The organism is Streptomyces halobius (genome assembly GCF_023277745.1).
GTDB classification, from domain to species: Bacteria; Actinomycetota; Actinomycetes; order Streptomycetales; family Streptomycetaceae; genus Streptomyces; species Streptomyces halobius.
The window spans coordinates 3,496,327-3,521,819 of the sequence record NZ_CP086322.1 but is presented as its reverse complement, the minus strand read 5'-3'; the positions used below and the strand labels follow the sequence as shown (position 1 = coordinate 3,521,819).

The window sequence follows — 25,493 nt, the reverse complement described above, 5'->3', positions numbered from 1 at the left end:
GGACCGCCATACTGGCCCGGTGTCAGTGATCAGCAACCTCCGCAAGGCCGTCCGGCTGCCGCGGCCGCGCACCCACGGGGTCGACCTCAGCCACCCCGCGCGCTCTCCGCTCGGCACCGCCGTGGTGAACTGCGCGGTGTATGTGGACGGCGTACGGCAGCAGGGCGATCACCCGGCCGAAATGGCGATACGCCGGGTCCGCGAGTCCGTCAACGGCTTTGTGTGGATCGGTCTGCACGAGCCCTCCGAGAAGGAGTTCGCCGGCATCGTCGAGCTGTTCGGGCTGCACCCGCTCGCCGTCGAGGACGCCGTCCACGCACATCAGCGGCCCAAGCTGGAGCGTTACGACGACTCGCTGTTCACCGTCTTCAAGACGGTGCGCTATGTCGATCACGATCTGCTCACCGACACCAGTGAGGTGGTGGAGACCGGCGAGATCATGGTCTTCACCGGCGCCGACTTCGTGATCACGGTGCGGCACGGCGGACATGGCTCGCTGGGCCCGCTCCGGGAGCAGCTGGAATCCGTGCCCGAGCAGCTGGCGTTGGGTCCGTCGGTCGTGCTGTACGCCATCGCCGACCTCGTGGTGGACGACTATCTGGAGGCCACGGCCGCCGTCCAGGACGATATCGACGACGTCGAGAGCGAGGTCTTCTCCGTACGGGGCGGCGGCGGGGCCGGGCGGATCTACCAGCTCAAGCGCGAACTTCTGCAACTCAAGCACGCGGTGGCCCCGCTGGACCGGCCGTTGCAGTTGCTGGCCACCCAGTCCATGGCACAGGTCGACCCACGGATCAAGACATACTTCCGGGACGTCTCCGACCATCTCGACGGGGTCACCGAGCAGATCACCGCCTTCGACGAACTGCTCAACTCGATACTGCAGGCGCATCTGGCCCAGGTCACCGTCGCCCAGAACGAGGACATGCGCCGGATCAGCGCCTGGGTCGCGATCCTGGCCGTACCGACCATGGTCTGCGGCATTTACGGCATGAATTTCGACCATATGCCGGAGAAGCGCTGGACGTTCGGATATCCGCTGGTAATGGTGTTCACCGTCGTGGCCTGCTGGGTGATCCACCGCGGCTTCAAGCGGAACGGGTGGTTGTAGGGGCCCCGATGCCCCCCTGTGGCACCGGGGCTCCTGCAACAGCAAGCGGTGGGGCTCCGAAGAGCCCCACCGCGTGAGCGAAGGCCAGGGAGTGCGGCTGGTGGGGATACGGGAGCCGGCCGCCAGGTACCGGCCCCCGTCAGCCGCAGGCCGTGGGCAGACCCTGACCACCCTCAGCGAGCCTGGTCAGGGCGCCGCAAGCCTTCGCCGTATCTCAGGAGACCTTGCCGGAGCGAAGGTCTGCCAGGCCGTTGGCCCAGAGCTGCTCCACCCGGGCGCGCTCGTTCGCGTCCGGCTGGGCGTTCTGGCAGGACGGGCCGGGGCCGCCGCCGGACATCAGCTCGCTGCACGGACCCTGGTAGTGGTCCGGCAGACCCAGCACATGGCCGGTCTCGTGCGCCGTCACCCGGGTCGAGTTGTATTCCTGGTTCTGCCGGTAGTCCAGGAATATGAAGCCCTTGCCGTGACCGTCGGTGCTCGCGTACGAGCCGCGCGGGTCGTTGCCCTCGCGGTACTGGAAGTCGCCGCCGCTGCCTTCCTGCAGCTTGACGTTCCGCACGGCGCTGTTCCAGATGGACGTGCTTTGCGCTATCTGGCCGGCGAACGTCGGGGCCGCGCTGGCGTCGTAGGTGACGGTGACCGAGGCCGCGTTCGGGTGCGCCTTCAGCTTCGCCTTGGCCGCCTTCATGACGGCCTCGAAGAACGCCTTCGTGTCGGCCTTGTCAGCGGCCGAACCCTGGTAGGCGGCGATGGAGGCGGGGCTGCTCCGGGGGGAATCGGTGTGCGAGGAGGGGGAAGCTGCCGAAACCGGTGCCGCGGATGCGAGCGCGGCAGCGAGGCCCAGTCCGAGCGCCGCCGACAGCGCCTTCTTGGGAGATCTCATGTGGGGGCTCCTTAATTTCCGAGGGCCGTACGGCCGCCGTGTGGGGCGGCGGCCGGGGCCCTGCGGATTTCTTGGTGCCGATGAGTCTGGACGGAGTTCACCCGTGCGGCGGAGATGCCAGGTGGCGATAGCGTCAGGCAATACCTGTGAACAGGTCATGAAAAAGAGCAGATTCACACAGGTTTGAGAGTCTGGTGTGACGTATGCCTCCGTCGTTATGCTCCCTGGGTGGAGCTAGAGGTGAGGCACCTTCGCGCGTTGTGCGCCATCGCCGACTCCGGCAGCGTACGCAAGGCCGCCCGGCAGTTGGGGATGACGCAGCCTTCCTTGACGACCCAGCTCCGCCGCATCGAGAAGGCCCTCGGAGGCCAGCTCTTCTTCCGCGAACCGAGCGGCAGCCGGCCCACCGCCCTGGGGCATTCGGTGCTCTCCAGGGCCCGCCCCATAGTGGCCGAAATGCGCGCCCTCGTTGAGGAGATCGCGACGGCATCCGTACGCGAACAGGGTGCCCGGCTGCGTATCGGCAGCACCAGCAGCCGCGCCGTCGCCGGCTGGCTGCGTCGGTTGCGGGTCCGCCTGCCGGAGACGGACACCACGATAAAGGTTGATGTGTCCGCAAATGCCCTGCTTCAGATGGTCGCTTCGGGGCAGCTCGACGTCGCCTTCGTGCACGAGGTCGAGGGCGCCCCGCTGCGGGTCCCCGGCGGCCTGGTCGAGCATGAGCTCCTGGCCAGGGAGCCCCAGTTCATCGCGCTGGCGGCCAACCATCCGGCCGCCCAGCAGTCGGTCGTCCGGGTGGCGGATCTCGCCGACGACCAGTGGATGGTGGACCCGACGGTGGACGGCGAGTGGGCCGGGCTGCGCCGTATCTGGAGCGCGGCCGGTATCAACCCCCGGGTGGTGCACGGCGATTACCTCACCGCCGTCGATCTTGTCACCGCCGGAGAGGTGGTCACCCCCTGCCAGCCGTCCGCCCGGGTCCGGCCCGGTATGGCCGTCCGCCCGTTGCACGGCGATCCGCTGGCCGTCCGGCTCTTCATGGCCTGCCGCCAGGACGGCCCCCCGGCCGCCCCGGCCGAAGCCCTCTTCGCCGACCTGACCTCGGCGTATATGGAGGTCGCCTGGGCGAGCGTGGCGTATCGCGAGTGGCTGGTCCGGCATGACGGGCCGCTGCCGGTGGCGACCTAGGGCCACGGCCGGCCCTGCTCGGGCCCGAGCGCCATCGCCACCGCGACCGCGCGATTCAGCTCCACCACCGGGGACGGCGCGACCTGCGATGGGGGTCCCCATGGCGTTCAGGCTATGGGGAGCCTCGTACAGCACCGTGATCCGCGGCCGGTCCGTCTCCTCGGCGGTGCGCGCCCGCGCGTGACAGGCGGCGACCGCGGCCTGCAGGGCGTTCGGGCCGACCGTGCCGCCCAGCTCCTCGGCGCGCGCGAGGGCGGTGAGACCGCGACGGATCAGCAGCTGGTCCCAGCGGGCACGGGGCGAACGGCCCGTCGGTCGCGGTCAGCGCAAAAGACCGCACCCGCCCGCCACCCCACCCCGAAGGGGTGGCAGCTGGCGAACCGGGTGCGGACGAAGCGGCGAGAAGGCCCGCGGACGGGCGGGCCGGAGCGCCTGAGCCCTGGTCAGGCCTTCTTGGTCTCCCAGAAGATCTTGTCGATCTGGGCGATGTAGTCCAGCGCCTTCTGGCCGGTCGCCGGGTCGTTGGAACCCTTGGCGGCGCTGAGGGCCTTGAGGGTCTCGTTGACCAGCTGGTGCAGCTCCGGGTACTTCTCGAAGTGCGGGGGCTTGAAGTAGTCGCTCCACAGCACCGAGACATGGTGCTTGGCCAGCTCGGCGCGCTGCTCCTTGATGAGGATCGCGCGGGTGCGGAAGTCCGGGTCCTCGTTGGCCTGGTACTTCTCCTGGACGGCCTTGACCGACTCGGCCTCGATACGGGCCTGGGCGGGGTCGTACACGCCGCAGGGCAGGTCGCAGTGGGCGCTGACCTTGACCTTGGGGGCGAACAGGCGGGAAAGCATGTTCAATCCTTCCTCGTGATCGTCTTCTCAGGTGCGAGATTACTCGGTACGGGAAGGCTTTTCTCGGGTGGCCCGGGGGTCTTAGGGCAAAAGTCCAGTGTCGGGCCGGGACTGATGGAGGATGGACCGGTGAGCGGGGCGGAGCGGGGCAAGGCCGGGAGGTACGGGATGCCGGAGCAGGTGCACGAGCGTGGCGGGCTGCTGCGCGCGTTCGGTGTTGCCGAGGTCTACAACCCGTCGATGGTGCCGACGCTGCGGCCGGGCGACCAGTTGGTGGTGCAGTACGGCGCGACGGTGCGGCCCGGTGATGTGGTGGTGCTGCGCCATCCGTTCCGTCAGGAGCTGCTGATCGTCAAGCGGGTCGTGGAGCGGCGGGACGGCGGCTGGTGGGTGCGGGGCGACAATCCGTACGTCGAGCACGACAGCCGGGAATTCGGGGCAATTCCAGACGAACTGGTCATCGCCCGCGCCTGGTTGCGGGTGCGGCCGCCGCGCGGGGTTCAGCGGTCGCCGCGTGCGCTGGCCTCCTGGGCGCTCTCCTCGGTCCGGACGGTACGGGCGGATCGTTCGCTCTCCAGGCGTTTGCGGGCGCGGTAGGCGGCGACGTTGGCACGGGTGGCGCAGCGGTCGGAGCAGTAGCGCCGGGAGCGGTTGGTCGAGGTGTCGAGGTAGGCGTTGCGGCAGGGGCGTGCCTCGCAGATGCCCAGCCGGTCGACGCCCAGTTCGGTGAGATGGAAGGCCAGGCCCATGCAGGCGGTGGCGGTGAAGCCGGCGGTGGCGTTGGCGGCGTTCTCGGCGATGTGCAGATGCCAGTCGGGGCGGCCGTCGTCGTCCCGGAGTTCATGGCCGGAGATCTGCGGGCTGACCGGGAACTCCATCATCAGGGCGTTGAGGAGGTCGACGGCCAGCACCTCGTCGCCCGCGTCCGCGGCCTCGAAGACGGCGCGCAGCCGGGAGCGGACCGTGCGCAGCCGGGTCACATCGCTGTCGGTCGCGCGCCGGGCGCCCTGCTGGGCGATGCCGAAGAGGTCGCGGACGGCCTCGACCGAGGTGAGGGTGTCGCCGCCGCGCTCGGGCTGCTCGGTGTTGACGAGCCGCACGGCGTAGTCCGAGTAGTAGGCGAGTTCCACTTCTTTTCCTTACCGGGGCGGTCTGAGGTACGGAGTGCGGACATGCAGTAATAGGCATTTTTCGCGTGTGGGTATTACCAGCGTAGTACGGGTGGGAGGGCTTATGACGACCGAGGCCGTGGCCGGCGCCGATCGGCGGGCGTGGCAGGACAGTGGGGCCGGCAGCAGGAGTGGTACATGCCCGCCCGTGAGGAGCGGTTCCGGGCGATGCTGGGTGGGCTGCCCCCCCCCATGCCTCCCCCCGCGCCTGAACGGCGCAGGGGCACCCCATGGCTACGGGGAAGGTCGAGGCATTGGTGGGCCCCGCGCCCCGGGTCCTGGATCTCGCGTGCGGTACCGGCAGTATCTCCGACCGGCTGCCGAAGCGGTTCCCGAGGGCCGCGAGTGCGGGGTGGACCTCGATCCCGCGCTGCTGACGGCGGGGTCTTCATGAACGCCGATCACATGCCCGAGGAGTCGACACCGCGGATCAACGCCGCCATGGGGGTATCTCCCATGCCCTTCAGGCCCAGGTGCTGCGCGAGTCCGGCTTCGCCGAGGCCGCGGCCGGTGTGGGCCTCGCCCACGGATGCGATGGTGCTGGGCCTGAAGCAGCCGAGCAGCCGGGTCGGACGACAGCCGGGCCGGAGCCGGAAACGGCGGTGCCCGCCGGCGCCACGGAGACCATCCGCAGCGCCGGCGAGCACCGCCGACGACGGGTTACCGAATCTTCGGCACGACGCATCACCGGACCATCGGTATGACGCGCAGCCGAACATTCGGCACGACGCGATACCGAGCCTCCGATATCCCGCCTTACAGCACCTTCGACAGGAACGACTTCGTCCGCTCGTGCTGCGGGTTGCCGAGCACCTCGCGCGGGTGGCCGGATTCCACCACCACACCGTCGTCCATGAAGACCAGCGAGTCGCCGACCTCGCGGGCGAAGCCCATCTCATGGGTGACGACGATCATCGTCATCCCGTCCGCGGCCAGGTCCTTCATGACGTCCAGGACGTCGCCGACCAGCTCCGGGTCGAGGGCCGAGGTCGGCTCGTCGAAGAGCATCAGCTTCGGCTGCATCGCCAGCGCGCGGGCGATGGCGACCCGCTGCTGCTGACCGCCGGAGAGCTGCGAGGGGTAGTTGCCGGCCTTGTCGGCCAGGCCGACGCGGTCCAGCAGCTTGGTCGCGCGCTCGCGGGCGACCGACTTGGACTCGCCCTTGACCTGGACCGGCGCCTCGATGATGTTCTCCAGCGCGGTCATGTGCGGGAAGAGGTTGAAGCGCTGGAAGACCATGCCGATGTCCCGGCGGCGGGCGGCGACCTCCTTGTCGCGCAGCTCGTAGAGCTTGCCCTTGTGCTCCCGGTAGCCGACCAGTTCGCCGTCGACGGACAGCCGCCCGGCGTTGATCTTCTCCAGGTGGTTGATACAGCGCAGGAACGTCGACTTGCCGGAGCCGGACGGCCCGATCAGGCAGAAGACCTCACGGGGCGCCACTTCCAGGTCGATGCCCTTGAGGATGTGAGCCGCGCCGAAGGACTTGTGGACGCCCTCGGCCTTCACCATCGGGCCGCCGCTCGTGCCGGTGTTGGTCGTGCTGGCGGTCATGCGGCACCTCCGTTGGGGCGGTTGAGCCCGGACAGCTTCGCCTTGGCGCGCTGCAGCGGGGTGAGCGGGAGCTGGCGGCTGGAGCCGCGGGCGTAGTAGCGCTCCAGGTAGTACTGGCCGATGCTCAGCACCGTCGTGGCGATCAGGTACCAGATGGCGGCGAGGATCAGCATCTCGACGACGACGCCGGAGTCACGTCCGACGTTCTGTGCGGCCTGCAGCAAATCGTAGTACTGGACGGCGATGACCAGTGAGGAGGTCTTGAGCATGTTGATGACCTCGTTGCCGGTCGGCGGCACGATCACCCGCATCGCCTGCGGCACGATGATCCGGCGCAGCGTCCTGCCGTGGCTCATGCCCAGCGCGTGCGCCGCCTCGGTCTGCCCCTCGTCGACGGAGTTGAGGCCGGCCCGGCAGATCTCCGCCATGTACGCCGCCTCGTTCAGGCCCAGGCCCAGCAGGGCGGCCATGAACGGCGTCATGAAGTCCGTCCACTCGTCCTTGTAGATCGGCATGATGTCGATGTACTGGAAGACCAGGCCGAGGTTGAACCAGAGGAACAGCTGGACGTAGACGGGTGTGCCGCGGAAGAACCAGATGTACCCCCACGCGACGCTCGACGTCACCGGGTTCTTGGACTGGCGCATCACGGCCAGGATCACCCCGAGCACCACGCCGATGATCATCGACAGCACGGTGATCAGGAGCGTGTTGCGCAGGCCCTTGAGGATGTCCCAGTTGAACAGGTACTGCGGGATGGCGTCCCAGTTCACGTTCCCGCTGGCGAAGGCCCGGACGAGCAGCGCGAGGAGCGCGAGTACGACGACCGCCGCGACCCAGCGCCCGTAGTGGCGGACGGGAATGGCCTTGATGGCCTCTGGCGGCGGCGGGGCGTCCGCCGGTGGCTGGGCCGACTTGTCGACGTCAACTGACACGGATGTTGCCTTTCAGCGTTCGGACGGGAGTGGCGCGGAGGGCAGGGGAAGCGGCGGGCGGCGGCTCAGGAGCCGCCATTGACCTTCACTTCCTTGACCGCGGCGTCCTTGACGTCCCACTTCTTGAGGACCTCGGCGTACGCGCCGTTCTTGATCGTGTTCTCCAGGGCGGCCTTGAGCGCGTCGCGCAGCTGCGCGTGGCCCTTGGGGACCGCGATGCCGTACGGCGCCGCCTTGAGCGGGGCGCCGCCGACCATCTGGAAGTCCTTGCCCCCGCCGGAGACCTTCACCGCGTACGCCGCGACCGGGTAGTCGCTGGAGACGGCGTCCACACCGCCGGTGCGCAGCCGGGTCTGGGCCTCGGAGTCGTTGTCGAAGGCCTCGATCGCGATGGCCTTCCCACCGTTCGACTCGCACTTCTTCGACTTGTCTTTGGCCAGGTCGTGCGAGACCGTGCCGCGCTGCACCGCGATCGTCTTTCCGCACAGCGTTTCCCAGCCGTCGATGCCCTTGGTCTTGCCTTTTTGGGTGTAGAGCGAGACGCCGACATTCAAATAGTCGATGAAGTCGACGCCTTCGCCGATCTTCTTGCCGGTGCTGCCGTCGATGCCCTGCTGGCGTTCCTTGGTGTCCGTCATCGCCGACATCGCGATGTCATAGCGCTCGGACTTCAGGCCACCCATAAGGGTGTCGAAGGTGGCGTTGTTGAAGTTGAGCTTGACGCCCAGCTCCTTTTCCATCGCCGCCGCCAGGTCCGGGTCGATGCCCACGACCTTGCCGTTGCTGCGGAACTCCACCGGCTTGTACGTGATGTCCGCGCCGACCTGGAGCAGGCCCTTCTCCTGCACGCTCTGGGGAAGCTTCTTGAAGAGCGGCGCATTGACATCGCGGTTCTTCTGCGCCTCCCGCTTGGCGATGGCCGCGTCCGTCTGGTCGCCACACGCGCTGAGCAGCAGCAGCGAGGCGGCGACCGCCGCCGTGGCGGCAACGGCCGGGCGACGCCTGCCGGCGGCCGAGCGACGGGTGGTGCTTGCGGTCATGCTGATCCTCCTGCGGATGGAGAAGCCGACGAGTCCTGAGCGACACGCCAATGAGAAGGGCCGGGCACACACCTTCGGGCGTCGCGACCTCGGTTGGTTACGGAATCCTGCCATCCGGACTCCGATATTCGGACTGGTGCGCAGGTCAAAATCGGATAACGGACGGCCGCGCCCCGGATATGGCCCAGGTTGTCCCAGGGAGACCGGGGACGGCAGTTTGCGCCAGAGCTGCGGAAGCCTCGGGGTTGTCTCGGATTTCGGACAACCTGTGCTTGAGTCTTCGCGTTTTTTGTGTGTTTCGCCGTCAATGCCGGAACCTTGAACCCGAGAGTAATGAATCTGACTCGTCGGTGCCCGCGCCCGTCCGGTAGAAATGTTCGTTACACCCCTCATCCGGGGCTCAGGGCGCGTGTGCGGCGCGCCCGGCGTCCGTACCTCCCCCCGCGCGGCGGCCATCCGTCGGGCAGGGATCCGGACGCGGTGCCCGCCCACCCCTCAACCAGGGAGTGGTCACCCTCAACTGTTTTCGATTAAGGGGTTGGACAAGAAGTGGCAGCGGAGATCGTCAATCCTCGCAGCGACAGCACATCGGACGCGGAGTCGGACACGGGCTCGGATGAAGCCCCCTTCGATCCGGCCTTCGCACTGCATCGCGGCGGCAAGATGGCCATCCAGGCGACCGTCCCGGTCCGCGACAAGGACGATCTGTCCCTCGCGTACACGCCGGGCGTCGCCAAGGTGTGCAGCGCCATCGCCGAGCGGCCCGAGCTGGTCCACGACTACACCTGGAAGTCCCAGGTCGTCGCCGTGGTCACGGACGGCACCGCGGTGCTGGGTCTGGGCGACATCGGCCCGGAGGCATCCCTTCCGGTGATGGAGGGCAAGGCCATCCTCTTCAAGCAGTTCGGCGGTGTGGACGCGGTGCCGATCGCGCTCGGCACCACCGACACCGACGAGATCGTGGAGACCGTCGTCCGGATGGCGCCGTCCTTCGGCGGGGTCAACCTGGAGGACATCTCGGCCCCCCGGTGCTTCGAGATCGAGCGCCGGCTCCAGGAGCGGCTGGACATCCCGGTCTTCCACGACGACCAGCACGGCACCGCCATCGTCACCCTGGCGGCGCTGCGCAACGCCGCCCAGCTCACCGGCCGGACGCTCGGCCAGCTGCGGGCGGTCATCTCGGGCGCCGGTGCGGCGGGCGTCGCCATCGCCAAGATCCTCATCGAGGCCGGCATCGGCGATGTCGCGGTCTGCGACCGCAAGGGCGTCGTCTCGACGGACCGCGGTGACCTCACCGACGTCAAGCGCGAGGTGGCCGGCTTCACCAACAAGGCGGGGCTGTCCGGCTCGCTGGAATCCGCGCTGGACGGCGCGGACGTGTTCATCGGGGTCTCCGGCGGCACGGTGCCGGAGGAGGCGGTGGCGAAGATGGCGAAGGACGCGCTGATCTTCGCCATGGCCAACCCGACCCCGGAGATCCACCCCGACGTCGCCCACAAGTACGCGGCCGTCGTCGCCACCGGGCGCAGCGACTACCCGAACCAGATCAACAACGTGCTGGCCTTCCCCGGCATCTTCGCCGGCGCTCTCCAGGTGCGCGCCTCGCGGATCTCGGAGGGCATGAAGCTCGCCGCGGCCGAGGCGCTGGCGGCCGTCGTCGCCGACGAGCTCGGCGCCGACCGTGTCATCCCGTCGCCGTTCGACGAGCGCGTCGCACCGGCGGTGACCGCCGCGGTCGCGGCGGCGGCGCGGGCGGAGGGGGTCGCCCGGCGGTGAGCGGGACGTACGGCGGCCTCTAGGGCGGCGTACGGAGCCTGGTGGGGCGCGATGTGTGGCGTCCTGCAGGGCGGCGTACGGCGTCCCCTGGGTCAGGGGCCGGGCCCGCACCTCTCAACGGTGCGGGCCGGGCCCGCTTTCCGGCGCGGCGCGTGTCACACCTGTGTCCGGTACCGCGGCGGGCCCCACGGGCCTACGTTGGGATCATGTTTGCTGCCTACGCCGCCCGCATCGACCGTGACCAGCCGCTCAACGGCCTTGAACTGGGGGAGCGTCCGGCCCCCGAGGCACGCCCCGGCTGGACGACCGTCAACGTCAAGGCCGCCTCCCTCAACCACCACGACCTGTGGACACTCCGCGGCGTCGGCATCACCGAAGCGTCCCTGCCGATGATCCTCGGCTGTGACGCCGCCGGCGTCGACGCGGACGGCAACGAGGTCGTCCTGCACTCCGTCATCGGCCAGACCGGCCACGGCGTCGCCCCCGGCGAACCGCGCTCCATCCTCACCGAGCGCTACCAGGGCACCTTCGCCGAGCAGGTCGCGGTCCCCACCTGGAATGTGCTGCCCAAGCCGAAGGAGCTGTCCTTCGAGGAGGCCGCCTGCCTGCCCACCGCCTGGCTGACCGCGTACCGGATGCTGTTCACCAACGCGGGCGTACGGCCCGGGGACAGCGTCCTGGTGCAGGGCGCCGGCGGCGGCGTCGCGACCGCCGCGATCGTGCTCGGCGCCGCCGCCGGGCTGCGGGTCTTCGCCACCAGCCGGGACGAGGCCAAGCGCAAGCGCGCCGAAGAGCTGGGCGCGGAGGCGGCGTTCGCCAGCGGCGAGCGGCTGCCGCAGCGGGTGGACGCGGTGATCGAGACGGTGGGCGCCGCCACCTGGTCGCACTCCGTCAAGTCGCTCAAGCCCGGCGGCACCCTGGTCATTTCGGGCGCCACGAGTGGCTTCCACCCCGAACGCACCGAACTGAACCGGATCTTCTTCCTGGAGCTGAAGGTGGTGGGTTCCACGATGGGCTCCAAGGAGGAGCTGGGGTCGCTGCTGAGCTTCTGCGCGGCGAAGGGGGTGCGGCCGGTCATCGACACGGTGCTGCCGTTGGGGCGGGCGCGGGAGGGGTTTGTGCGGATGGAGGAGGGGGAGCTGTTCGGCAAGGTGGTCCTGACGGTTTGAGCCCGGCTTGGTTGCTCGCCGTTGTCGGCCGGCCCGCCGTGAGGGGCTCGCCTGCGGCGGGCGGGGGTTCTTCGGGTGCGGTGCCGCTCCTCCGGACTCCGTCCTGCGGAGCGGCCCCTCCCGACGGTGGGTGGAAAGAGGGCCGGTGGGGCACATGTGGTCTGTCGGGTGTCTGCGATCGTTTCCACAGGGGGCAGACGACCGGCTACGTGTACCCCCACCGTCTATTCCCCACCCCTTCGGGAGGTGCCGGTCCGCAGGACGGAGTCCGGGGATCGGGCACCGCTGCCGAAAAACCACGCGCAGCGGCAACAGCCCACCGCAGGTGCAACGGCGGGACAGTCAAAAACGTGGGGCGCAGGCAAAGCGCAGCGGACATTCAGGCGATGACGTGCAGTGCGCGTTCGATGAACGCGCCCCCCTCCGGGTGGGGGTCGCGCCGCCGCGCCGCTCGGACGGTGATGTGCGGGGCGTCGGTGATCGGTACGTAGCGGACACCAGGGTGCGGGTGGGTGTGCCCGGTGGCCTCCGCGGTGACCCCGACCGCCTCCCCCGTGGCGATCACGGTGAGCCATTCGTCCACATTGGTCACCTCCACCGTGGTCCGTGGCCGTCGCTCCGTGGGCCACAGTTCGGCGGTGGTGGTGCTCGCCGTCGCGCACAGGGCGATGGTGCGTCCGGCGAGATCGGCCAGCTCGACAGCGGCCCGCCCGGCCAGCGGATCGCCCTCGCACACGGCGGCGAGCCGGGGCTCCTCGTACAACGGCACGGTGATCAGTGCCCCGTCGTCGGCCGGTTCCGTCCGGAGGAAGGCCACATCGACCTCGCCGCGGCGTAGCGCCGTCTCCGGGTCGTCGAGCCGGTGCACCTCGGCCGGGGTGTCGGGGTGTGCTCGGCGCCAGTCGCGCAGCAGTGGGACGGTGTACGCGCCGAGCGCCGCCCAGGCGAAGCCGACCCGCAGCGGGCGGGCCCCGGAGCGGGCCTCGGCGAGTGCCTCGTCGAGCTCGGCCAGGATGCGGTGGGCCTGCTCGCACAGCCGCCGCCCCGTCTCGGTCAGCCGCAGGCTGCGGGTGGTGCGCTCGACGAGGGTGCCGCCGACCCGACGCTCCAGCTGGTCGAGGGTGCGGGAGAGGGCGGGCTGGCTGATCCGCAGCTCGGCGGCGGCGCCGGTGATGGTGCCCGCGTCGCCGATGGCGGCCAGGGCGCGCAGATGCCGCAGCTCGATGTTCATGATCCGGGCCCGCTCGGATCCGGAGTCCGCTGTAGCGCTCGGTCATTCATACCTTCCCAGCATAGATGCCGCCGCGAACGGCATTTCCCTGGTCCGCGGCCTGCCGCCTAGCGTCGAGGGCATGAAGATTCTGCTGATCGGAGCCTCCGGACGGCTCGGTACCGCCGTCCACAAGACGCTGTCCGCGCGTGGCCATGACCTCATCACCGTCGGCCGCACCTCCGGGGACCTCCGCCTGGACATGACCGACCCCGCCCAGGTCGCGGAGGCGTACGACCGGGCCATCGAGCGGGCCGGGCACCTGGACGCGGTGGCGAGCGCGGCCGGCTATGTGCCGTACAAGCCGGTCGGTGCGATGACCGCCGACGACTACCGGGCCGGCTTCCTCGGGAAGGTGTTCAGCCAGATCGAGCTGGTGCGGCAGGGGACCGGACGGATCGCCGAGCGTGGTTCGTTCACGCTGATCACCGGGGTGCTCTCGCGTGATCCGGTTCCGACGGCGAGCGCCGCGGCGATGGCCAATGGCGCGGTCGACGGCTTCGTACGGGCTGCCGCGCTCGATATCGCGCCGCAGCGGGTGAACGCCGTCAGCCCGACGGTCTTCACCGAGGCGCTGGCCGATTACGGCGACTTCTTCCCCGGCATCGAGCCGGTCGGCCTGGCGCAGGTCGCGGACGCGAACCCAGCTCGGCGGAAGCTCCGCGCGTGACGCATTCCCGCCATGCCGACATGTCCTCCCACTCGGCGTAGTTGAGCACTTCCTCGCCGTCCTGGCTCGCCGCCCTACGGGCGCCCCGCCGTACCGCAGGTGTCCGGCCGCTCCGTCGTACCGTACGTATCCGGCTGCTCCGCCGCGCCGCGTGTGTCCGGCCGCTCCGTGAACAGCCGGGCCTTGCACGGGTATCCGACCTTGACCCGCCCGATCCCCAGTGTGTTGTGCCGTGGCAGATAGCCCGCGGTGAAGACCGCGTCGAGCAGCGGACCGAGCAGGTGGGCGAGGCGCTCGGCGCGGGCGCGGCCCAGGGCCCGCCAGGGGCCGGCGGCCAGCCGGTCCGTCATCCGCTCGATCGCGTAGCGCTCGTTGTGGGCGCGCTCGGTCGCGCTGCCGTCCGGGGCGATCCAGCCGCGGGCGGCGAGACGGTGCCGGGCGTCGCGCCATTCCTCCGCGCTCCAGCCGCGCCCCACGAAGTCGGCGGCCGGCGCGGCGCCGATCGCGGCGAAGGACACCAGGGCCTCGCAGGGGTCGAGCCCGTGGGTCAGCAGCGCCGCCAGATGGCCGTCGCCCCGGTGTTCGCGCAGTACCGTCGCGGCCTGCCAGAGCACCAGGTGCGGTGCGTCCGGCCAGGGCAGATCGAGGTTGGCGGCGGCCAGCGGACGGGCCGCCGGGCCGGCGTTCTCCGCGGCCTGGCGCGCCAGCCCGGCCGCCTCGGTGAGCTGTGCGCCGCTCAGCCGACCGCCGATCAGGGTGGTCAGCACCCGGTCCATGGCGAGCAGCCGCGCGTCCAGCACCTTGGCCGGATCGGCGGTGGTCCAGATCCGCGGCACGTATCGGGCGACCAGCCGTGGGCTGAAGCTGTAGTACGTGGCGGCCACCAGCTCGGGGCCGGCCGCACCCAACGGGGCCGTCCGCCAGGCGAAATAGCCGGGCCATCGGGACGCGGTGTCGTAGCCGAGGTCCGAGAGGACCTGACGGGCCTCGGGCGCGGAGTAGAGCGTGGCGTGCAGCGGTTCGAGCTGGTGCCACATCCGGCGGGCGACCGCAAGGTAATCCGACATCGCTTCACCTCAGGGCCTTCACGATGCGTGCAGACAGGATGGGTTGGCGGGTGACCGAGGTCCTGTGGACGGCCGTGGGTCCGCGGAGTCGGCGGCTGGGGCGCCCCCGAGGCCCGGTGCCGGACGAAAAGCCGTATGACAGTCGAGTTCCCCGATTACGTGCGGTGAATCCAGCCCACTGGGAACAACTCTGCGTAATCGTAGGTCAGTTGGGCGGGAGGGTGGGAGCGGATTTCGGCCACCCGGAAAATCGCTCGAACCCGGCCGGTGGTCGTACGTATCGTGACGCGGCCGGCGCCGGACGGCGATCAGTGGGCCGGTCGGCAGCCGGTGGTCAGCAGCCGACAGCCGGCCGACGACCAGCAGACAACCAGCAGTCAACGGGGCCACGGGCAATCCGTGTGCTCCCGTATGTGGGCACGAGGAAGAGAGCACGCGGGGTGGAGACCAACGGAGGGGCCGATCAGGGGTTCGGTCTTGTAGCGGACGAATTCGCCCGGAACTTCACCGAGCGCGGTGAACTCGGCGCGGCCGTCGCCGTGTTCGTGGACGGACGCAAGGTCGTGGACCTGTGGGGCGGCACCGTCGATGACCGGACCGGGCGGCCGTGGGAGGAGGACACGCCCGTTCCCGTGATGTCCTGCGGCAAGGGCATCGTGAGCATCCTGGCCCATCTGCTCGCACAGCACGGGCGGCTGGATCTTGACGCGCCGGTGGCCGCCTACTGGCCGGAGTTCGCCCGGCACGGCAAGGAGGGGATCACCACCCGGATGGTGCTGGCGAACACCGCCGGCATCCCCCTCTTCGACCGGAAGCTGACCTTCCAGGAACTCACCGCATGGGATCCGGTGATCCACGCCCTGGAGGAGCAGGCGCCGCTGTACGCACCGGGCACCGCGTACGAGTACCACGCGCACTCCTTCGGCTTCATCGTCGGCGAGGTGATCCGGCGCATCACGGGCCTCACCCCTGGTGCCTACTTCCGTAAGGCGATCGGCGACGAACTGGGCCTGAACAGCACCTGGATCGGCGTACCCCGGGAAGCGCTGCCGAGGCTCGCCCGGCTGGTCGAGGGCGAGGGACGGGGGCCGCTGCCGGATGCCGATCTGCTGCCCATACGGGCGGTGACGATGAATGGCGCGCTGGTTTTCCCCGGTGTCGACGATCCGCATGGCTGGAACTCGCCTGCCTTGCTGAGCGCGGAGTTCCCCGGGGCGGGCGCGGTCTCGACGGCGCGGGGGATGGCGACCCTCTACGCGGCGGCCGCCACCGGAGTCGACGGCTCGCCGCGTCTGCTCGCCCCGGACACCGTCACCGACGCCGTCGCGGAGCGGTCCGGCGGCGCGTCCTGGTCGGGCTTTCCCGACCTGGGGGTGCGCTGGGGATCGGGCTTCCTCATCGACTCGCCGTTCCGCCGTACGCTCGGTCCGCGCAGCTTCGGCAACGACGGGGCGGGCGGCTGCCAATTCGCCTTCGGCGACGACGAGTTCGGTGTCGGCTTCGGCTACACCGCCAACCGGATGGGCGGTCGCGGGGACGTCCGCATCAACCGGCTCATCGAGGCGGTACGGGAGTGTGCCGCGGGGGCGGGGTAACCGCGCCGCGGTCCCCGGGCGCTTGACCGTCACCGGCCATGCCGCTGACCTTGTCTGGTTGTACGGATCGGTCTAGTCGTTCGGGTCCATGAGGGACGAGTACCGCTCCGGGTCGCGGAGCAGTGCGCCGATGTGGGCGGCGGCCGTCGAGAGGCGGCGGCGGGATTCCTTCAGCTGCTCCGCCGTGACGCCGTGGTCGCGGGCCGCGTCCCGGAGGTCGTCGCGGAAGCGGTCCAGCAGGCGGTCGAAGTCGCGGGCCGGGTCGTCGCTGGTGGGCTCGGTCGCCCAGGCGGGGGCGGGGGGCGCCTCGGCCGCGCGGCCCCGCTGAGGACCTGCGGCTGCCTCGGCCCCTTCGGGGGCCCCGGCACCCCCGGCCCCTCCGTGGTGCCCCTTCGCCAGATCGACGCGCTCGACCGTCACCCGGGACTCGTTCTCGGCGCCGTCCCGCCCGGTGCCGGACTGGCCGCTCGTGAAGCGGCCCACCTCGCGCGACACCTCGGACAGCGCCTCGCGCACCGCCCCCGCCCAGTCGCCGGAACGCATATGTCCCTGGGTCTGCTCCTGGACCCGCTTGATGACCCGCTGGACCTCCTCGCGGGCGAAGATCTGGGCCTCCCTCGCCTGCTTGCGCGCCCGCTGCGCGTCCTGCCTGGCCCGCCGGCTCTCCTCCTTGGCGCGCCTGGCCTGTTCCTTCCACTCCTCCTTGGCGCGGCGGAACTCCTCCTTCGCCTGCCGCCAGGACTCCTTGTCGCCGAACGAGCCGTCGAAGTGGTCCCCGGCATCCGGGAACGGCCGTCCGGCGGAGCCGTTCTTCTCGCCGCCCCTGCCCGTCTGCCCGGTCTCCTGAGTGGGGCCGGCCCCACCCGCGCCCGAGCCCGCGCGGGCCTGCTGTGCGGCTTCCCGGATCTCGCGGCGCAGATCCCGCGCCGAACCGCTCACGTCCTCGCGGATGTCGGAGGCCAGCGCGGCCACCGACTCGCGGATCTCCAGCTCCAGATCGGCCAGTTCGCCGCCGCGGTCGGCGCGTTCGGCCCGGCCGGCGTCGGTGATCGAGTAGACCTTGCGGCCGCCCTCGGTGGCGTGGGTCACCAGGCCCTCGGCCTCCAGCTTGGCCAGTCGGGGGTAGACCGTGCCGGCGGACGGGGCGTACAGGCCGTGGAAGCGCTCCTCCAGGAGGCGGATGATCTCGTAGCCGTGCCGGGGGGCCTCGTCGAGCAGCTTGAGGAGGTAGAGACGGAGGCGGCCGTGGGCGAAGACGGGAGGCATGCTCAGAGCACCTTCTTCTCTGGGGCTGCGGGCGGGGCGGTGGAATCGGCGTCGCGCGGACCGGAGGCGGGGGCGACGTTGGACGGGCCGTCGCCCGCGGGGTCGTACGGACTGTCGCCGGGGGCGCGGCCGGGGCCGTCGGACGGATCGGGGCCGGGTCCGTCATCCGGGTCGGGTCCGGGGCCGGGGGCGCGACCTGGGCCGTGCCCCGATCCGTCACCCGGTCCGTCGCCCGGCCCACTGCCGGGCGTGTCCTGCGGCTGTTCGAAGGCGGGGCGGCGCAGTAGGGCCAGGCCGCCGGAGACCGTGGTGGCCTTGAGCGTGCCGGTGCCCGCGCCGAGAGCGCCGCTGATCCTCTTGGCGCCCCACTGGCCGCTGACGCGTAGCTCGTCGAAGGCGTTGCTGACCGTGCCGCTCGTGGTGTTGGCGTCCACCTTCGCGTCCACTCCGGCCTCGGCCGGGTCGGGCAGACGGATGGCGACCTCCCCGGAGACCGTCGTCAGATTGATGTCGGTGCCCTTGGCCGCCGGGTCCAGATCGAGAACCATGTCGCCGCTGACGGAGTCCGCGCGCACCGAACCGCCCGCGCCGTCGATGACCGTCAGATCCCCCGAGACGGAGTGGAACCGCAGATCACCGGTGACGGCCTGCGCCTCGACCCTGCCCGTGACGGTGTCCGCCTGCACCGGGCCGGTCAGGCCGACGAGGGTGCTGTCCCCGGACACGCCGCGCAGCTCCGTACGCCCCGAGATCCCGGAGACCACCGCGGCCGCGCCGACCACTCCCACCTCGACACGGGTGGCGGCCGGGACGGTCACCGACACCACCGCGCCGCGGTTCCAGCCCCTGCGGTCGAGGAACTTGAGGAAACCCCGCCAGGGCAGGTCCTCGTACCCGATCGAAAGGGTGCCGTTCCGGCACGAGACGGTCAGCGGCGGGCCGTCCACCTCGCTGATCTCCAGGCGGGCCGGGCTGCCGTCCGAGGTGCCGACGACGTTGACCGTGCCGCCGTAGAGGCGCACGTTCAGCGCGTCGACGGGGGCTTCGATCTCCAGCTTCCGTGGTCCGTCCACCTTCATCGGTTGCTGCGGCCACTCGCTCCCGGCTGACATTCCGGCCTCCCCTGGGTAGGCAATGCAACGCAACATATCGCGTCTTCGGTAAACACGCTATATCGCGGATTGCGGAAGTCAAGCGGCCCGGACCCCGAGCTCACCCTGACCCGTCCCCTGGGGCGTTCTGCAGTTGTCCCTTACATGCTTCCCGCGGGTGGATGCTTCGCGCGGGCTCCCCGCTCGCGCCCTGATCGCCGCCCGCTCGCCCCGTGCCCGCCTCCTACTCGTCCTGCTGCCGTCCTCGTCCTACTCGTCCTACTCGTCCTACTCGTCGTCCTCGTCGTCGAGACGTGCCAGCCACGTGGCCAGCCGCTCCACCGGCACCTCGAAGTCAGGGTTCAGGTCGACGAACGTACGCAGCTGATCGGCCACCCAGCCGAGGGTGACCTCCTCCTCGCCACGCCGGTTCTCCAGTTCCTCGATGCCTCGGTCAGTGAAATACACGTACTCTCCACCAGGGGTCATGGGACATTCCGGGCCAGGATAGGCAGGCTCACGGACCGCTCGCGCCACAGGTACCCGGGAGCTGACCTGATCGCCTGTCAACCGCCCTGCGGCAATGGGGAATTGCCGCTCAGGGGGGAGCGGAAGGCCGTGCTGCAAGATCGTGCTCAGCAGATCACGCTGCCCGACGGTACGGAGGCCACATGTTCGCCACGGCCTGCCGGGTGCTGATCACCGCCGACCCGCAGAACCCCTCCGACGCCCGCTACTGGGAGCGCTACGCCGAACTCGTCCCGCACCTGGAGTCGGCCGCCCTCATGCCTGCCCCACTCCTGAACGGCGCGGGGGACCCTCATGGCAATGGCGGAGGGTGGGCACAAACCGGAACACGAACCCGCAGCAGAATCCCGCACCCACACCGGGCCGCACAAAACGACACCGGGGCCCGGTACCACGCATCATGCGCGGTGCCGGGCCCCATGAGGTCAGCGGGCAAGCCCACTTCGGCCAAACGCTACGCGTCGAAGACCTCCGCGATCAGCTGCGCCTGCTCCGCCTGATGCCGCTTGGCGGAGCCGACGGCCGGCGACGAGCCGTGCGGCCGCGAGATGCGGCGCAGGCGCTCGCCGTGCGGGATGTCGGCGCCGACGGCCAGGTCCAGGTGGTCGATCAGGTTGAGACCGAGGAACGGCCAGGCACCCTGGTTCGCCGGCTCCTCCTGGGCCCACAGGTACTTCTCGGCGTTCGGGAACTTGGCGATCTCCGCCTGGAGCTCCTTGCCGGGAAGCGGGTAGAGCCGCTCGATACGGACGATCGCCGTGTCGTTCGCGCCGCGCTTGGCCCGCTCGGCCTCCAGGTCGTAGTAGACCTTGCCGGAGCAGAAGACGACCTTGCGGACGGCCTGGGCGTCCACCGCGCTGTCGCCGATGACGGGGAGGAAACCGCCCGTCGTGAACTCCTCCGTCTTCGACGACGCCGCCTTCAGACGCAGCATCGACTTCGGGGTGAAGACGACCAGCGGCTTGTGGTGCGGGTTGTGGACCTGCCAGCGCAGCAGGTGGAAGTAGTTCGACGGCAGGGTCGGCGCGGCGACCGTCATGTTGTTCTGGGCGCAGAGCTGCAGGAAGCGCTCGATACGGGCCGAGGAGTGGTCCGGGCCCTGGCCCTCGTAGCCGTGCGGCAGCAGCAGGGTGACGCCGGAGGTCTGGCCCCACTTCTGCTCGGCGGAGGAGATGAACTCGTCCACGACGGTCTGCGCGCCGTTGACGAAGTCACCGAACTGCGCCTCCCACATGACCAGCGCCTCCGGGCGGGCCAGCGAGTAGCCGTACTCGAAGCCCATCGCCGCGTACTCGCTGAGCAGCGAGTCGTAGACGTTGAAGCGGGCCTGGTCCTCGGCGAGGTAGAGCAGCGGGGTGTAGTCGTCGCCGGTGACCCGGTCGATGAGCACCGCGTGCCGCTGGCCGAAGGTGCCGCGGCGGGAGTCCTGGCCGGCGAGCCGGACCGGGGTGCCCTCCATCAGCAGCGAACCGATGGCCAGGGTCTCGCCCATGCCCCAGTCGATCGCGTTGTCCTCCACCTGGGCCGCGCGGCGCTGCAGCTGCGGCAGCAGACGCGGGTGGACGGTGACCCGCTCGGGGACGTTGACCTGGGACTCGGCGATCCGCTTGACGACCTCCTGGGAGATCGCGGTGTCCACGTAGACCGGGAACTCGGCCTTGGGCTGCGGCACCTCGGGCACCGCCGGCGCCGTCGTGGCGTCGCGGACCTCGGTGAAGACCTTCTCCAGCTGGCCCTGGAAGTCCTGCAGCGCCTGCTCGGCCTCTTCCAGCGTGATGTCGCCGCGGCCGATGAGCGACTCGGTGTAGAGCTTGCGCACCGAGCGCTTCTTGTCGATCAGGTCGTACATCAGCGGCTGGGTGAAGGCCGGGTTGTCCGACTCGTTGTGGCCGCGACGGCGGTAGCAGATCAGGTCGATGACGACGTCCTTGTTGAACGCCTGGCGGAACTCGAAGGCCAGACGGGCGACGCGGACGACCGCCTCCGGGTCGTCACCGTTCACATGGAAGATCGGTGCCTCGATCATGCGGGCCACGTCCGTGGCGTACATGGAGGAGCGGGCCGACTCCGGCGCGGCGGTGAAGCCGACCTGGTTGTTGATGACGATGTGGACCGTGCCGCCGGTGCGGTAGCCGCGCAGCTGGGACATGTTCAGCGTCTCCGCCACCACGCCCTGGCCGGCGAACGCCGCGTCACCGTGCAGCTGGACCGGCAGCACGGTGAAGTCCGTGCCGCCCTTGCCGATGATGTCCTGCTTGGCGCGCGCGACACCCTCGACGACCGGGTCCACGGCCTCCAGGTGGGAGGGGTTGGCGGTGAGCGAGACCTTGATCTGCTCGCCGTCCAGGCCGGTGAAGGTGCCCTCGGCGCCCAGGTGGTACTTCACATCGCCGGAGCCGTGCATCGACTTCGGGTCGAGGTTGCCCTCGAACTCGCGGAAGATCTGCGCGTACGACTTGCCGACGACGTTCGCCAGGACGTTGAGGCGGCCGCGGTGGGCCATGCCGATGACGACCTCGTCGAGGCGCGACTCGGCCGCGGAGTCGATGACCGCGTCCAGCAGCGGGATGACGGACTCGCCGCCCTCCAGGGAGAAGCGCTTCTGGCCGACGTACTTGGTCTGCAGGAACGTCTCGAACGCCTCGGCGGAGTTCAGTCGGCGCAGGATGCGCAGCTGCTCCTCACGCTCGGGCGACTTGTGGGAACGCTCCACGCGGTCCTGGATCCACTTGCGCTGCTTGGGGTCCTGGATGTGCATGAACTCGATGCCGGTGGTGCGGCAGTACGAGTCGCGCAGCACGCCCAGGATGTCGCGCAGCTTCATCATGGACTTGCCGGCGAAGCCGCCGACCGCGAACTCCCGCTCCAGGTCCCACAGGGTGAGGCCGTGCTCGGTGATGTCCAGGTCGGGGTGCTTGCGCTGGTGGTACTCCAGCGGGTCGGTGTCGGCCATGACATGGCCGCGCACCCGGTAGGAGTGGATCAGCTCGAAGACCCGGGCGGCCTTGGTGACGTCGTCGTCGTGCGAGGCGTCGATGTCGCGCAGCCAGCGGACCGGCTCGTAGGGGATCCGCAGCGACTTGAAGATCTCGTCGTAGAACTCGTTCTCGCCGAGCAGCAGCTGGCTCATGATCCGCAGGAACTCGCCGGAGGCGGCGCCCTGGATCACTCGGTGGTCATAGGTGCTGGTCAGCGTCATGACCTTGGAGATGCCCATCTTGTTCAGGGCGTCCTGCGAGGTGCCCTGGAACTCGGCGGGGTAGTCCATCGAGCCGACGCCCATGATCATGGACTGGCCCGGCATCAGACGCGGCACGGAGTGGACGGTGCCGATGCCACCCGGGTTGGTCAGCGACGCGGTGACTCCGGTGAAGTCGTCCATCGTCAGCTTGTTGTCCCGGGCGCGGCGGACGATGTCCTCGTACGCCTGCCAGAACTCGAAGAAGGTCAGCGTCTCGGCCTTCTTGATGGCGGCGACGACGAGCTGGCGCTCGCCGCTGGGCTTCACCAGGTCGATGGCCAGACCGAGGTTGACATGCTCGGGCTTGACCAGCGTCGGCTTGCCGTCCTTCTCCGCGAAGGAGCAGTTCATCGACGGCATGGCCTTGAGGGCCTGCACCATCGCGTACCCGATGAGGTGCGTGAAGGAGACCTTCCCGCCACGGGCGCGCTTGAGATGGTTGTTGATGACGATGCGGTTGTCGAACAGCAGCTTCACCGGGACGGCGCGGACGGACGTGGCCGTCGGCAGCTCCAGGGAGGCGTTCATGTTCTTCGCGACGGCGGCCGAGGGGCCACGCAGGGTGACGAACTCGGGGCCGACCGGGGCCTCGGCGGCCGGTGCGGCCTTGGCCTTGGCGGCGGGCGCGGCCTTGGCGGGCGCCGGGGCGGGCTTCGCCGGGGCCGGAGCGCTCGCGGCGGGCGCGGGAGCCGGGGCGGCGGGCTTCGGCGCGGCCGGGGACGGGGCCGGAGCGGGGCTCTCGGCCGGCTTGCTCGGCGCGGCGGCGCCCGGCTTGTAGTCGGCGAAGAAGTCCCACCAGGCTCGGTCTACCGAGTTCGGGTCCTGGAGGTACTGCTGGTAGATCTCGTCGACGAGCCACTCATTGGGACCAAACGCGGCAGCAGGACTCTTTCCCTGCCCCTCTTGGTCCGACGAGATACTCGCACTGTTGGGGGACTGTAGCGACACGGCGGCAACCGCCCTCTTCCGCTTCCTAAGGTGGTGGACAGCGGGAATAAAGGCTACGCCTGTTGTGACCTCTGGTGCAGTCCGAGAGGGGCACTCGTCGTGCACGTCACATTCACCGAAGGGTTTCAGGGCAGGACAAGACGGGAAACACCCGAAGTTTGCCCGTGCGCGGGTAAGAAGTGATCACCGTCGCATCCGGGAAATGCGTGCTCCCGCCACCGACCCTACGTCACCGCCGTCAGCCGCGGTCCGACTCCAGCCCGGGAAGGCTGACCCGGATGCAGCAGCCGCGCGGGGACTCGGCCACCCGGATCCGCCCGCCGTGCAGGTCCACCGCCCAGCGCGCGATGGCCAGGCCCAGCCCCGTACCGCCGTCCGTCCCGGGACCGGACGGGCCGGGGCCGCCGCGGTTGAACCGCTCGAAGACCCGGTAGCGCTCCGACTCGGGGATGCCGGGGCCCTCGTCCTGCACCTCCAGCTCCAGGCTCTCCGGCCCGTCGCCGCGCCGCGCGTGGACGGTGACCCGGCCGTGCTGCGGGCTGTGCTTGATCGCGTTGTCGATCAGATTCGCCACGACCTGGTGCAGCCGCTCGGCGTCGGCGTGCGCGGTCAGCTCCGGAGGCGAGACATCGAGGTGCAGATGGACGTCGGTACGGGTGTGGGTGCCGGAACCGGGAACCCCGGACAGCGCGGACAGCGTCGAGACGCCCCGGCTCATATGGGCCTCCTTGAGCACCCCCGACAGATACGGCCACACCTCGAAGCGCCGGGCGTGCAGCGGCACCACCCCGTTGTCCAGCCGGGACAGGTCCAGCAGATGCTCCACCAGCCGGCCGAGCCGCTCGGTCTGCTTCAGCGCGGTGCGCATCGTCTCCGGATCGGGCTCGGAGACACCGTCCACGACGTTCTCCAGCACCGCCCGCAGCGCCGCGATCGGGGTGCGCAGCTCGTGCGAGACATTGGCGACCAGCTCCTTGCGGTGGGTGTCCACCGCCTCCAGATCGGCCGCCATCCGGTTGAAGGCGTCGGCCAGGTCCCCGAACTCGTCACGCCGCTCCGACCGCACCCGCCGGGTGTAGTCGCCGTGCGCCATCGACCGCGTGACATCGGTCATCTCGTCGAGCGGGGCGGTCAGGCTGTTCGCCACGAACTGGGTGATCAGCAGTGAGGCGATGATCGAGAAGATCGTGATCACCCGCAGCTCGGTCGCCGAGTGGATCGCGACGAACACCAGCAGGGTGGTGATGATCACCGAGACGATGACCAGCGCGCCCAGCGCGGCCTTGACGGAACGGTACGGGTCCAGGGGCCGCAGCCCCTCCCAGACCCACTTCCACAACCCGGTCGCCGGCCCGCGCCAGCGGTCGCCTCCGGAGGCCCGCGTCATGCGGCCGGGGTCTCCAGAGCGTAGCCGACGCCGTGGACCGTACGGATACGCTCGGCGCCGATCTTGCGGCGCAGCGCCTTGATGTGGCTGTCGACGGTGCGCGTCCCGGAGGCGTCCGCCCAGTCCCACACCTCGGCCAGCAGCTGCTCCCGGGAGAGCACCGCGCGCGGGGTGTTCGCCAGGCACACCAGCAGATCGAATTCGGTGGGCGTGAGATGGACATCGGCGCCGCGCACCCGGACCCGGCGCTGCGCATGGTCGATCTCCAGCTCACCGAGGCGGAGGATGCCGCTGCGCGGGGTGTGTGCGGCCAGCGCGGCGCGCTCGACCCGGCGCAGCAGGACATGCACCCGGGCGGCCAGCTCCCGCATCGAGAACGGCTTGGTCATGTAGTCGTCGGCGCCGACGCCGAGGCCGACCAGCATGTCCGTCTCGTCGTCCCGGGCGGTGAGCATCATCACCGGTACGGGGCGTTGGGCCTGCACCCGGCGGCAGACCTCCAGGCCGTCGAAGCCCGGCAGCATCACATCGAGGACGAGCAGATCGGGCTGCCACGCCTCGGCGATGTCCACGGCGGCCGGGCCGTCCGTCGCCGTCTGCACCTGGAAGCCCTCGGCGCGGAGCCGGGCCGCGATGGCGTCGACGATCGTCGGGTCGTCCTCCACGACCAGCACCCGGCGCTGGGCGCCCGGCGTGGCCGCGGCGGTGCCGCCCTGGGTTGTCTGAGTCTGGTCCATCGCCCGCCCCTGCATGTCCCCTGCGTGGTCGC

At 70.1% G+C, this 25,493-nt stretch carries 22 protein-coding genes and 3 pseudogenes; 9 read left to right on the top strand and 16 right to left on the bottom strand.

Annotated features, from left to right (window positions below; translation table 11 throughout):
- The first annotated feature begins 25 nt into the window (after window positions 1-25).
- Window positions 26-1,111, top strand: a complete 1,086-nt coding sequence (locus K9S39_RS16030; protein WP_248868794.1) for a magnesium and cobalt transport protein CorA — start codon at window positions 26-28, stop codon at window positions 1,109-1,111.
- Between the two features lie 214 nt (window positions 1,112-1,325).
- Here the strand turns inward: K9S39_RS16030 and snpA are convergent, their stop codons facing one another.
- Complete coding sequence (gene snpA, locus K9S39_RS16025; RefSeq protein WP_248864031.1) at window positions 1,326-1,994, bottom strand: snapalysin; 669 nt, start codon at window positions 1,992-1,994, stop codon at window positions 1,326-1,328.
- A 240-nt stretch (window positions 1,995-2,234) separates the two neighbouring features.
- On the opposite strand from snpA, the gene K9S39_RS16020 reads away from it, so the two are divergent.
- The gene (locus K9S39_RS16020; protein ID WP_248864030.1) at window positions 2,235-3,182 is read left to right on the top strand and encodes a LysR family transcriptional regulator; all 948 of its coding nucleotides are present in this window, start codon (window positions 2,235-2,237) and stop codon (window positions 3,180-3,182) included.
- 17 nt (window positions 3,183-3,199) lie between these two features.
- Here the strand turns inward: K9S39_RS16020 and K9S39_RS16015 are convergent.
- Window positions 3,200-3,479: pseudogene (locus K9S39_RS16015) on the bottom strand (hypothetical protein); the annotation flags it as partial.
- Window positions 3,480-3,625: 146 nt separating this feature from the next.
- Entirely contained in the window at window positions 3,626-4,021 is a 396-nt protein-coding gene (gene sodN, locus K9S39_RS16010; RefSeq protein WP_248864027.1) for a superoxide dismutase, Ni, read from the bottom strand.
- Window positions 4,022-4,189: 168 nt separating this feature from the next.
- Here sodN and sodX point away from each other — a divergent pair, with 168 nt between their 5' ends.
- Complete coding sequence (gene sodX / locus K9S39_RS16005) at window positions 4,190-4,618, top strand: nickel-type superoxide dismutase maturation protease (protein ID WP_248868792.1); 429 nt, start codon at window positions 4,190-4,192, stop codon at window positions 4,616-4,618.
- On the opposite strand, the gene K9S39_RS16000 is transcribed toward sodX, so the two are convergent.
- Complete coding sequence (locus K9S39_RS16000; RefSeq protein ID WP_248864026.1) at window positions 4,522-5,151, bottom strand: CGNR zinc finger domain-containing protein; 630 nt, start codon at window positions 5,149-5,151, stop codon at window positions 4,522-4,524. The two genes, sodX and K9S39_RS16000, sit on opposite strands and share 97 nt — an antisense overlap.
- 103 nt (window positions 5,152-5,254) lie before the next feature.
- On the opposite strand from K9S39_RS16000, the pseudogene K9S39_RS15995 reads away from it, so the two are divergent.
- Window positions 5,255-5,566: pseudogene (locus tag K9S39_RS15995) on the top strand (hypothetical protein); the annotation flags it as partial.
- A gap of 25 nt (window positions 5,567-5,591) precedes the next feature.
- Here the strand turns inward: K9S39_RS15995 and K9S39_RS42100 are convergent.
- The 4 genes from K9S39_RS42100 to K9S39_RS15980 all read right to left on the bottom strand — a co-directional run bounded on the left by K9S39_RS42100 (window position 5,592) and on the right by K9S39_RS15980 (window position 8,716).
- Window positions 5,592-5,717, bottom strand: a complete 126-nt coding sequence (locus K9S39_RS42100; protein ID WP_283112325.1) for a hypothetical protein — start codon at window positions 5,715-5,717, stop codon at window positions 5,592-5,594.
- A 229-nt stretch (window positions 5,718-5,946) separates the two neighbouring features.
- On the bottom strand, window positions 5,947-6,699 hold the full coding sequence (locus K9S39_RS15990; RefSeq protein ID WP_248868790.1) for an amino acid ABC transporter ATP-binding protein: 753 nt from the start codon (window positions 6,697-6,699) through the stop codon (window positions 5,947-5,949).
- Between the two features lie 38 nt (window positions 6,700-6,737).
- Complete coding sequence (locus K9S39_RS15985) at window positions 6,738-7,676, bottom strand: amino acid ABC transporter permease (RefSeq protein ID WP_248864024.1); 939 nt, start codon at window positions 7,674-7,676, stop codon at window positions 6,738-6,740.
- A 65-nt stretch (window positions 7,677-7,741) separates the two neighbouring features.
- Window positions 7,742-8,716: an ABC transporter substrate-binding protein gene (locus tag K9S39_RS15980; protein ID WP_248864023.1), complete on the bottom strand. Its 975-nt coding sequence runs from the start codon at window positions 8,714-8,716 to the stop codon at window positions 7,742-7,744.
- 549 nt (window positions 8,717-9,265) lie between these two features.
- Here K9S39_RS15980 and K9S39_RS15975 point away from each other — a divergent pair.
- Entirely contained in the window at window positions 9,266-10,492 is a 1,227-nt protein-coding gene (locus tag K9S39_RS15975; RefSeq protein ID WP_248864022.1) for an NAD(P)-dependent malic enzyme, read from the top strand.
- Window positions 10,493-10,698: 206 nt separating this feature from the next.
- Window positions 10,699-11,661 (top strand): zinc-binding dehydrogenase, encoded by a 963-nt coding sequence (locus tag K9S39_RS15970; RefSeq protein WP_248864021.1) that lies wholly within the window; start codon window positions 10,699-10,701, stop codon window positions 11,659-11,661.
- Between the two features lie 379 nt (window positions 11,662-12,040).
- Here the strand turns inward: K9S39_RS15970 and K9S39_RS15965 are convergent, their stop codons facing one another.
- Window positions 12,041-12,892: a LysR family transcriptional regulator gene (locus K9S39_RS15965; RefSeq protein ID WP_248864020.1), complete on the bottom strand. Its 852-nt coding sequence runs from the start codon at window positions 12,890-12,892 to the stop codon at window positions 12,041-12,043.
- A gap of 121 nt (window positions 12,893-13,013) precedes the next feature.
- Between K9S39_RS15965 and K9S39_RS15960 the strand changes: the two genes are divergently transcribed.
- Window positions 13,014-13,601, top strand: coding sequence for a short chain dehydrogenase (locus K9S39_RS15960; RefSeq protein WP_248864019.1), 588 nt, complete (start codon window positions 13,014-13,016; stop codon window positions 13,599-13,601).
- 188 nt (window positions 13,602-13,789) lie between these two features.
- Here K9S39_RS15960 and K9S39_RS15955 read toward each other — a convergent pair.
- A pseudogene (locus K9S39_RS15955) lies at window positions 13,790-14,668 on the bottom strand (SCO6745 family protein); the annotation flags it as partial.
- A gap of 440 nt (window positions 14,669-15,108) precedes the next feature.
- On the opposite strand from K9S39_RS15955, the gene K9S39_RS15950 reads away from it, so the two are divergent.
- Window positions 15,109-16,263 (top strand): serine hydrolase domain-containing protein, encoded by a 1,155-nt coding sequence (locus K9S39_RS15950; RefSeq protein WP_248864017.1) that lies wholly within the window; start codon window positions 15,109-15,111, stop codon window positions 16,261-16,263.
- A 72-nt stretch (window positions 16,264-16,335) separates the two neighbouring features.
- Here K9S39_RS15950 and K9S39_RS15945 read toward each other — a convergent pair whose 3' ends face one another.
- The 3 genes from K9S39_RS15945 to K9S39_RS15935 all read right to left on the bottom strand — a co-directional run bounded on the left by K9S39_RS15945 (window position 16,336) and on the right by K9S39_RS15935 (window position 19,088).
- Complete coding sequence (locus K9S39_RS15945; protein WP_248864015.1) at window positions 16,336-17,529, bottom strand: PadR family transcriptional regulator; 1,194 nt, start codon at window positions 17,527-17,529, stop codon at window positions 16,336-16,338.
- A 2-nt stretch (window positions 17,530-17,531) separates the two neighbouring features.
- On the bottom strand, window positions 17,532-18,641 hold the full coding sequence (locus K9S39_RS15940; RefSeq protein WP_248864014.1) for a DUF4097 family beta strand repeat-containing protein: 1,110 nt from the start codon (window positions 18,639-18,641) through the stop codon (window positions 17,532-17,534).
- A gap of 267 nt (window positions 18,642-18,908) precedes the next feature.
- Window positions 18,909-19,088, bottom strand: coding sequence for a DUF6104 family protein (locus tag K9S39_RS15935; RefSeq protein WP_030811338.1), 180 nt, complete (start codon window positions 19,086-19,088; stop codon window positions 18,909-18,911).
- 203 nt (window positions 19,089-19,291) lie between these two features.
- On the opposite strand from K9S39_RS15935, the gene K9S39_RS15930 reads away from it, so the two are divergent.
- Window positions 19,292-19,648, top strand: coding sequence for a hypothetical protein (locus K9S39_RS15930; RefSeq protein ID WP_248864012.1), 357 nt, complete (start codon window positions 19,292-19,294; stop codon window positions 19,646-19,648).
- Here the strand turns inward: K9S39_RS15930 and K9S39_RS15925 are convergent.
- The 3 genes from K9S39_RS15925 to K9S39_RS15915 all read right to left on the bottom strand — a co-directional run bounded on the left by K9S39_RS15925 (window position 19,603) and on the right by K9S39_RS15915 (window position 25,461).
- Window positions 19,603-23,337, bottom strand: coding sequence for a multifunctional oxoglutarate decarboxylase/oxoglutarate dehydrogenase thiamine pyrophosphate-binding subunit/dihydrolipoyllysine-residue succinyltransferase subunit (locus tag K9S39_RS15925; RefSeq protein ID WP_248864011.1), 3,735 nt, complete (start codon window positions 23,335-23,337; stop codon window positions 19,603-19,605). The two genes, K9S39_RS15930 and K9S39_RS15925, sit on opposite strands and share 46 nt — an antisense overlap.
- A 238-nt stretch (window positions 23,338-23,575) precedes the next feature.
- Window positions 23,576-24,724 (bottom strand): HAMP domain-containing sensor histidine kinase, encoded by a 1,149-nt coding sequence (locus K9S39_RS15920; protein WP_248864009.1) that lies wholly within the window; start codon window positions 24,722-24,724, stop codon window positions 23,576-23,578.
- A complete protein-coding gene (locus tag K9S39_RS15915) occupies window positions 24,721-25,461 on the bottom strand; it encodes a response regulator transcription factor (protein ID WP_248864008.1) in 741 nt (246 codons plus the stop codon). Before K9S39_RS15915 ends, K9S39_RS15920 begins: the two co-directional genes overlap by 4 nt.
- Window positions 25,462-25,493: the final 32 nt, after the last annotated feature.

What these genes read in the sequence shown, in the direction of transcription:
- snpA (WP_248864031.1), bottom strand. Translation starts at nt 1,994, where the DNA reads ATGAGATCTCCCAAGAAGGCGCTGTCGGCGGCGCTCGGACTGGGCCTC.
- sodN (WP_248864027.1), bottom strand. Translation starts at nt 4,021, where the DNA reads ATGCTTTCCCGCCTGTTCGCCCCCAAGGTCAAGGTCAGCGCCCACTGC.
- sodX (WP_248868792.1), top strand. Translation starts at nt 4,190, where the DNA reads ATGCCGGAGCAGGTGCACGAGCGTGGCGGGCTGCTGCGCGCGTTCGGT.
- K9S39_RS15990 (WP_248868790.1), bottom strand. Translation starts at nt 6,699, where the DNA reads ATGGTGAAGGCCGAGGGCGTCCACAAGTCCTTCGGCGCGGCTCACATC.
- K9S39_RS15980 (WP_248864023.1), bottom strand. Translation starts at nt 8,716, where the DNA reads ATGACCGCAAGCACCACCCGTCGCTCGGCCGCCGGCAGGCGTCGCCCG.
- K9S39_RS15970 (WP_248864021.1), top strand. Translation starts at nt 10,699, where the DNA reads ATGTTTGCTGCCTACGCCGCCCGCATCGACCGTGACCAGCCGCTCAAC.
- K9S39_RS15965 (WP_248864020.1), bottom strand. Translation starts at nt 12,892, where the DNA reads ATGAACATCGAGCTGCGGCATCTGCGCGCCCTGGCCGCCATCGGCGAC.
- K9S39_RS15960 (WP_248864019.1), top strand. Translation starts at nt 13,014, where the DNA reads ATGAAGATTCTGCTGATCGGAGCCTCCGGACGGCTCGGTACCGCCGTC.
- K9S39_RS15945 (WP_248864015.1), bottom strand. Translation starts at nt 17,529, where the DNA reads ATGCCTCCCGTCTTCGCCCACGGCCGCCTCCGTCTCTACCTCCTCAAG.
- K9S39_RS15940 (WP_248864014.1), bottom strand. Translation starts at nt 18,641, where the DNA reads ATGTCAGCCGGGAGCGAGTGGCCGCAGCAACCGATGAAGGTGGACGGA.
- K9S39_RS15930 (WP_248864012.1), top strand. Translation starts at nt 19,292, where the DNA reads ATGTTCGCCACGGCCTGCCGGGTGCTGATCACCGCCGACCCGCAGAAC.
- K9S39_RS15920 (WP_248864009.1), bottom strand. Translation starts at nt 24,724, where the DNA reads ATGACGCGGGCCTCCGGAGGCGACCGCTGGCGCGGGCCGGCGACCGGG.
- K9S39_RS15915 (WP_248864008.1), bottom strand. Translation starts at nt 25,461, where the DNA reads ATGGACCAGACTCAGACAACCCAGGGCGGCACCGCCGCGGCCACGCCG.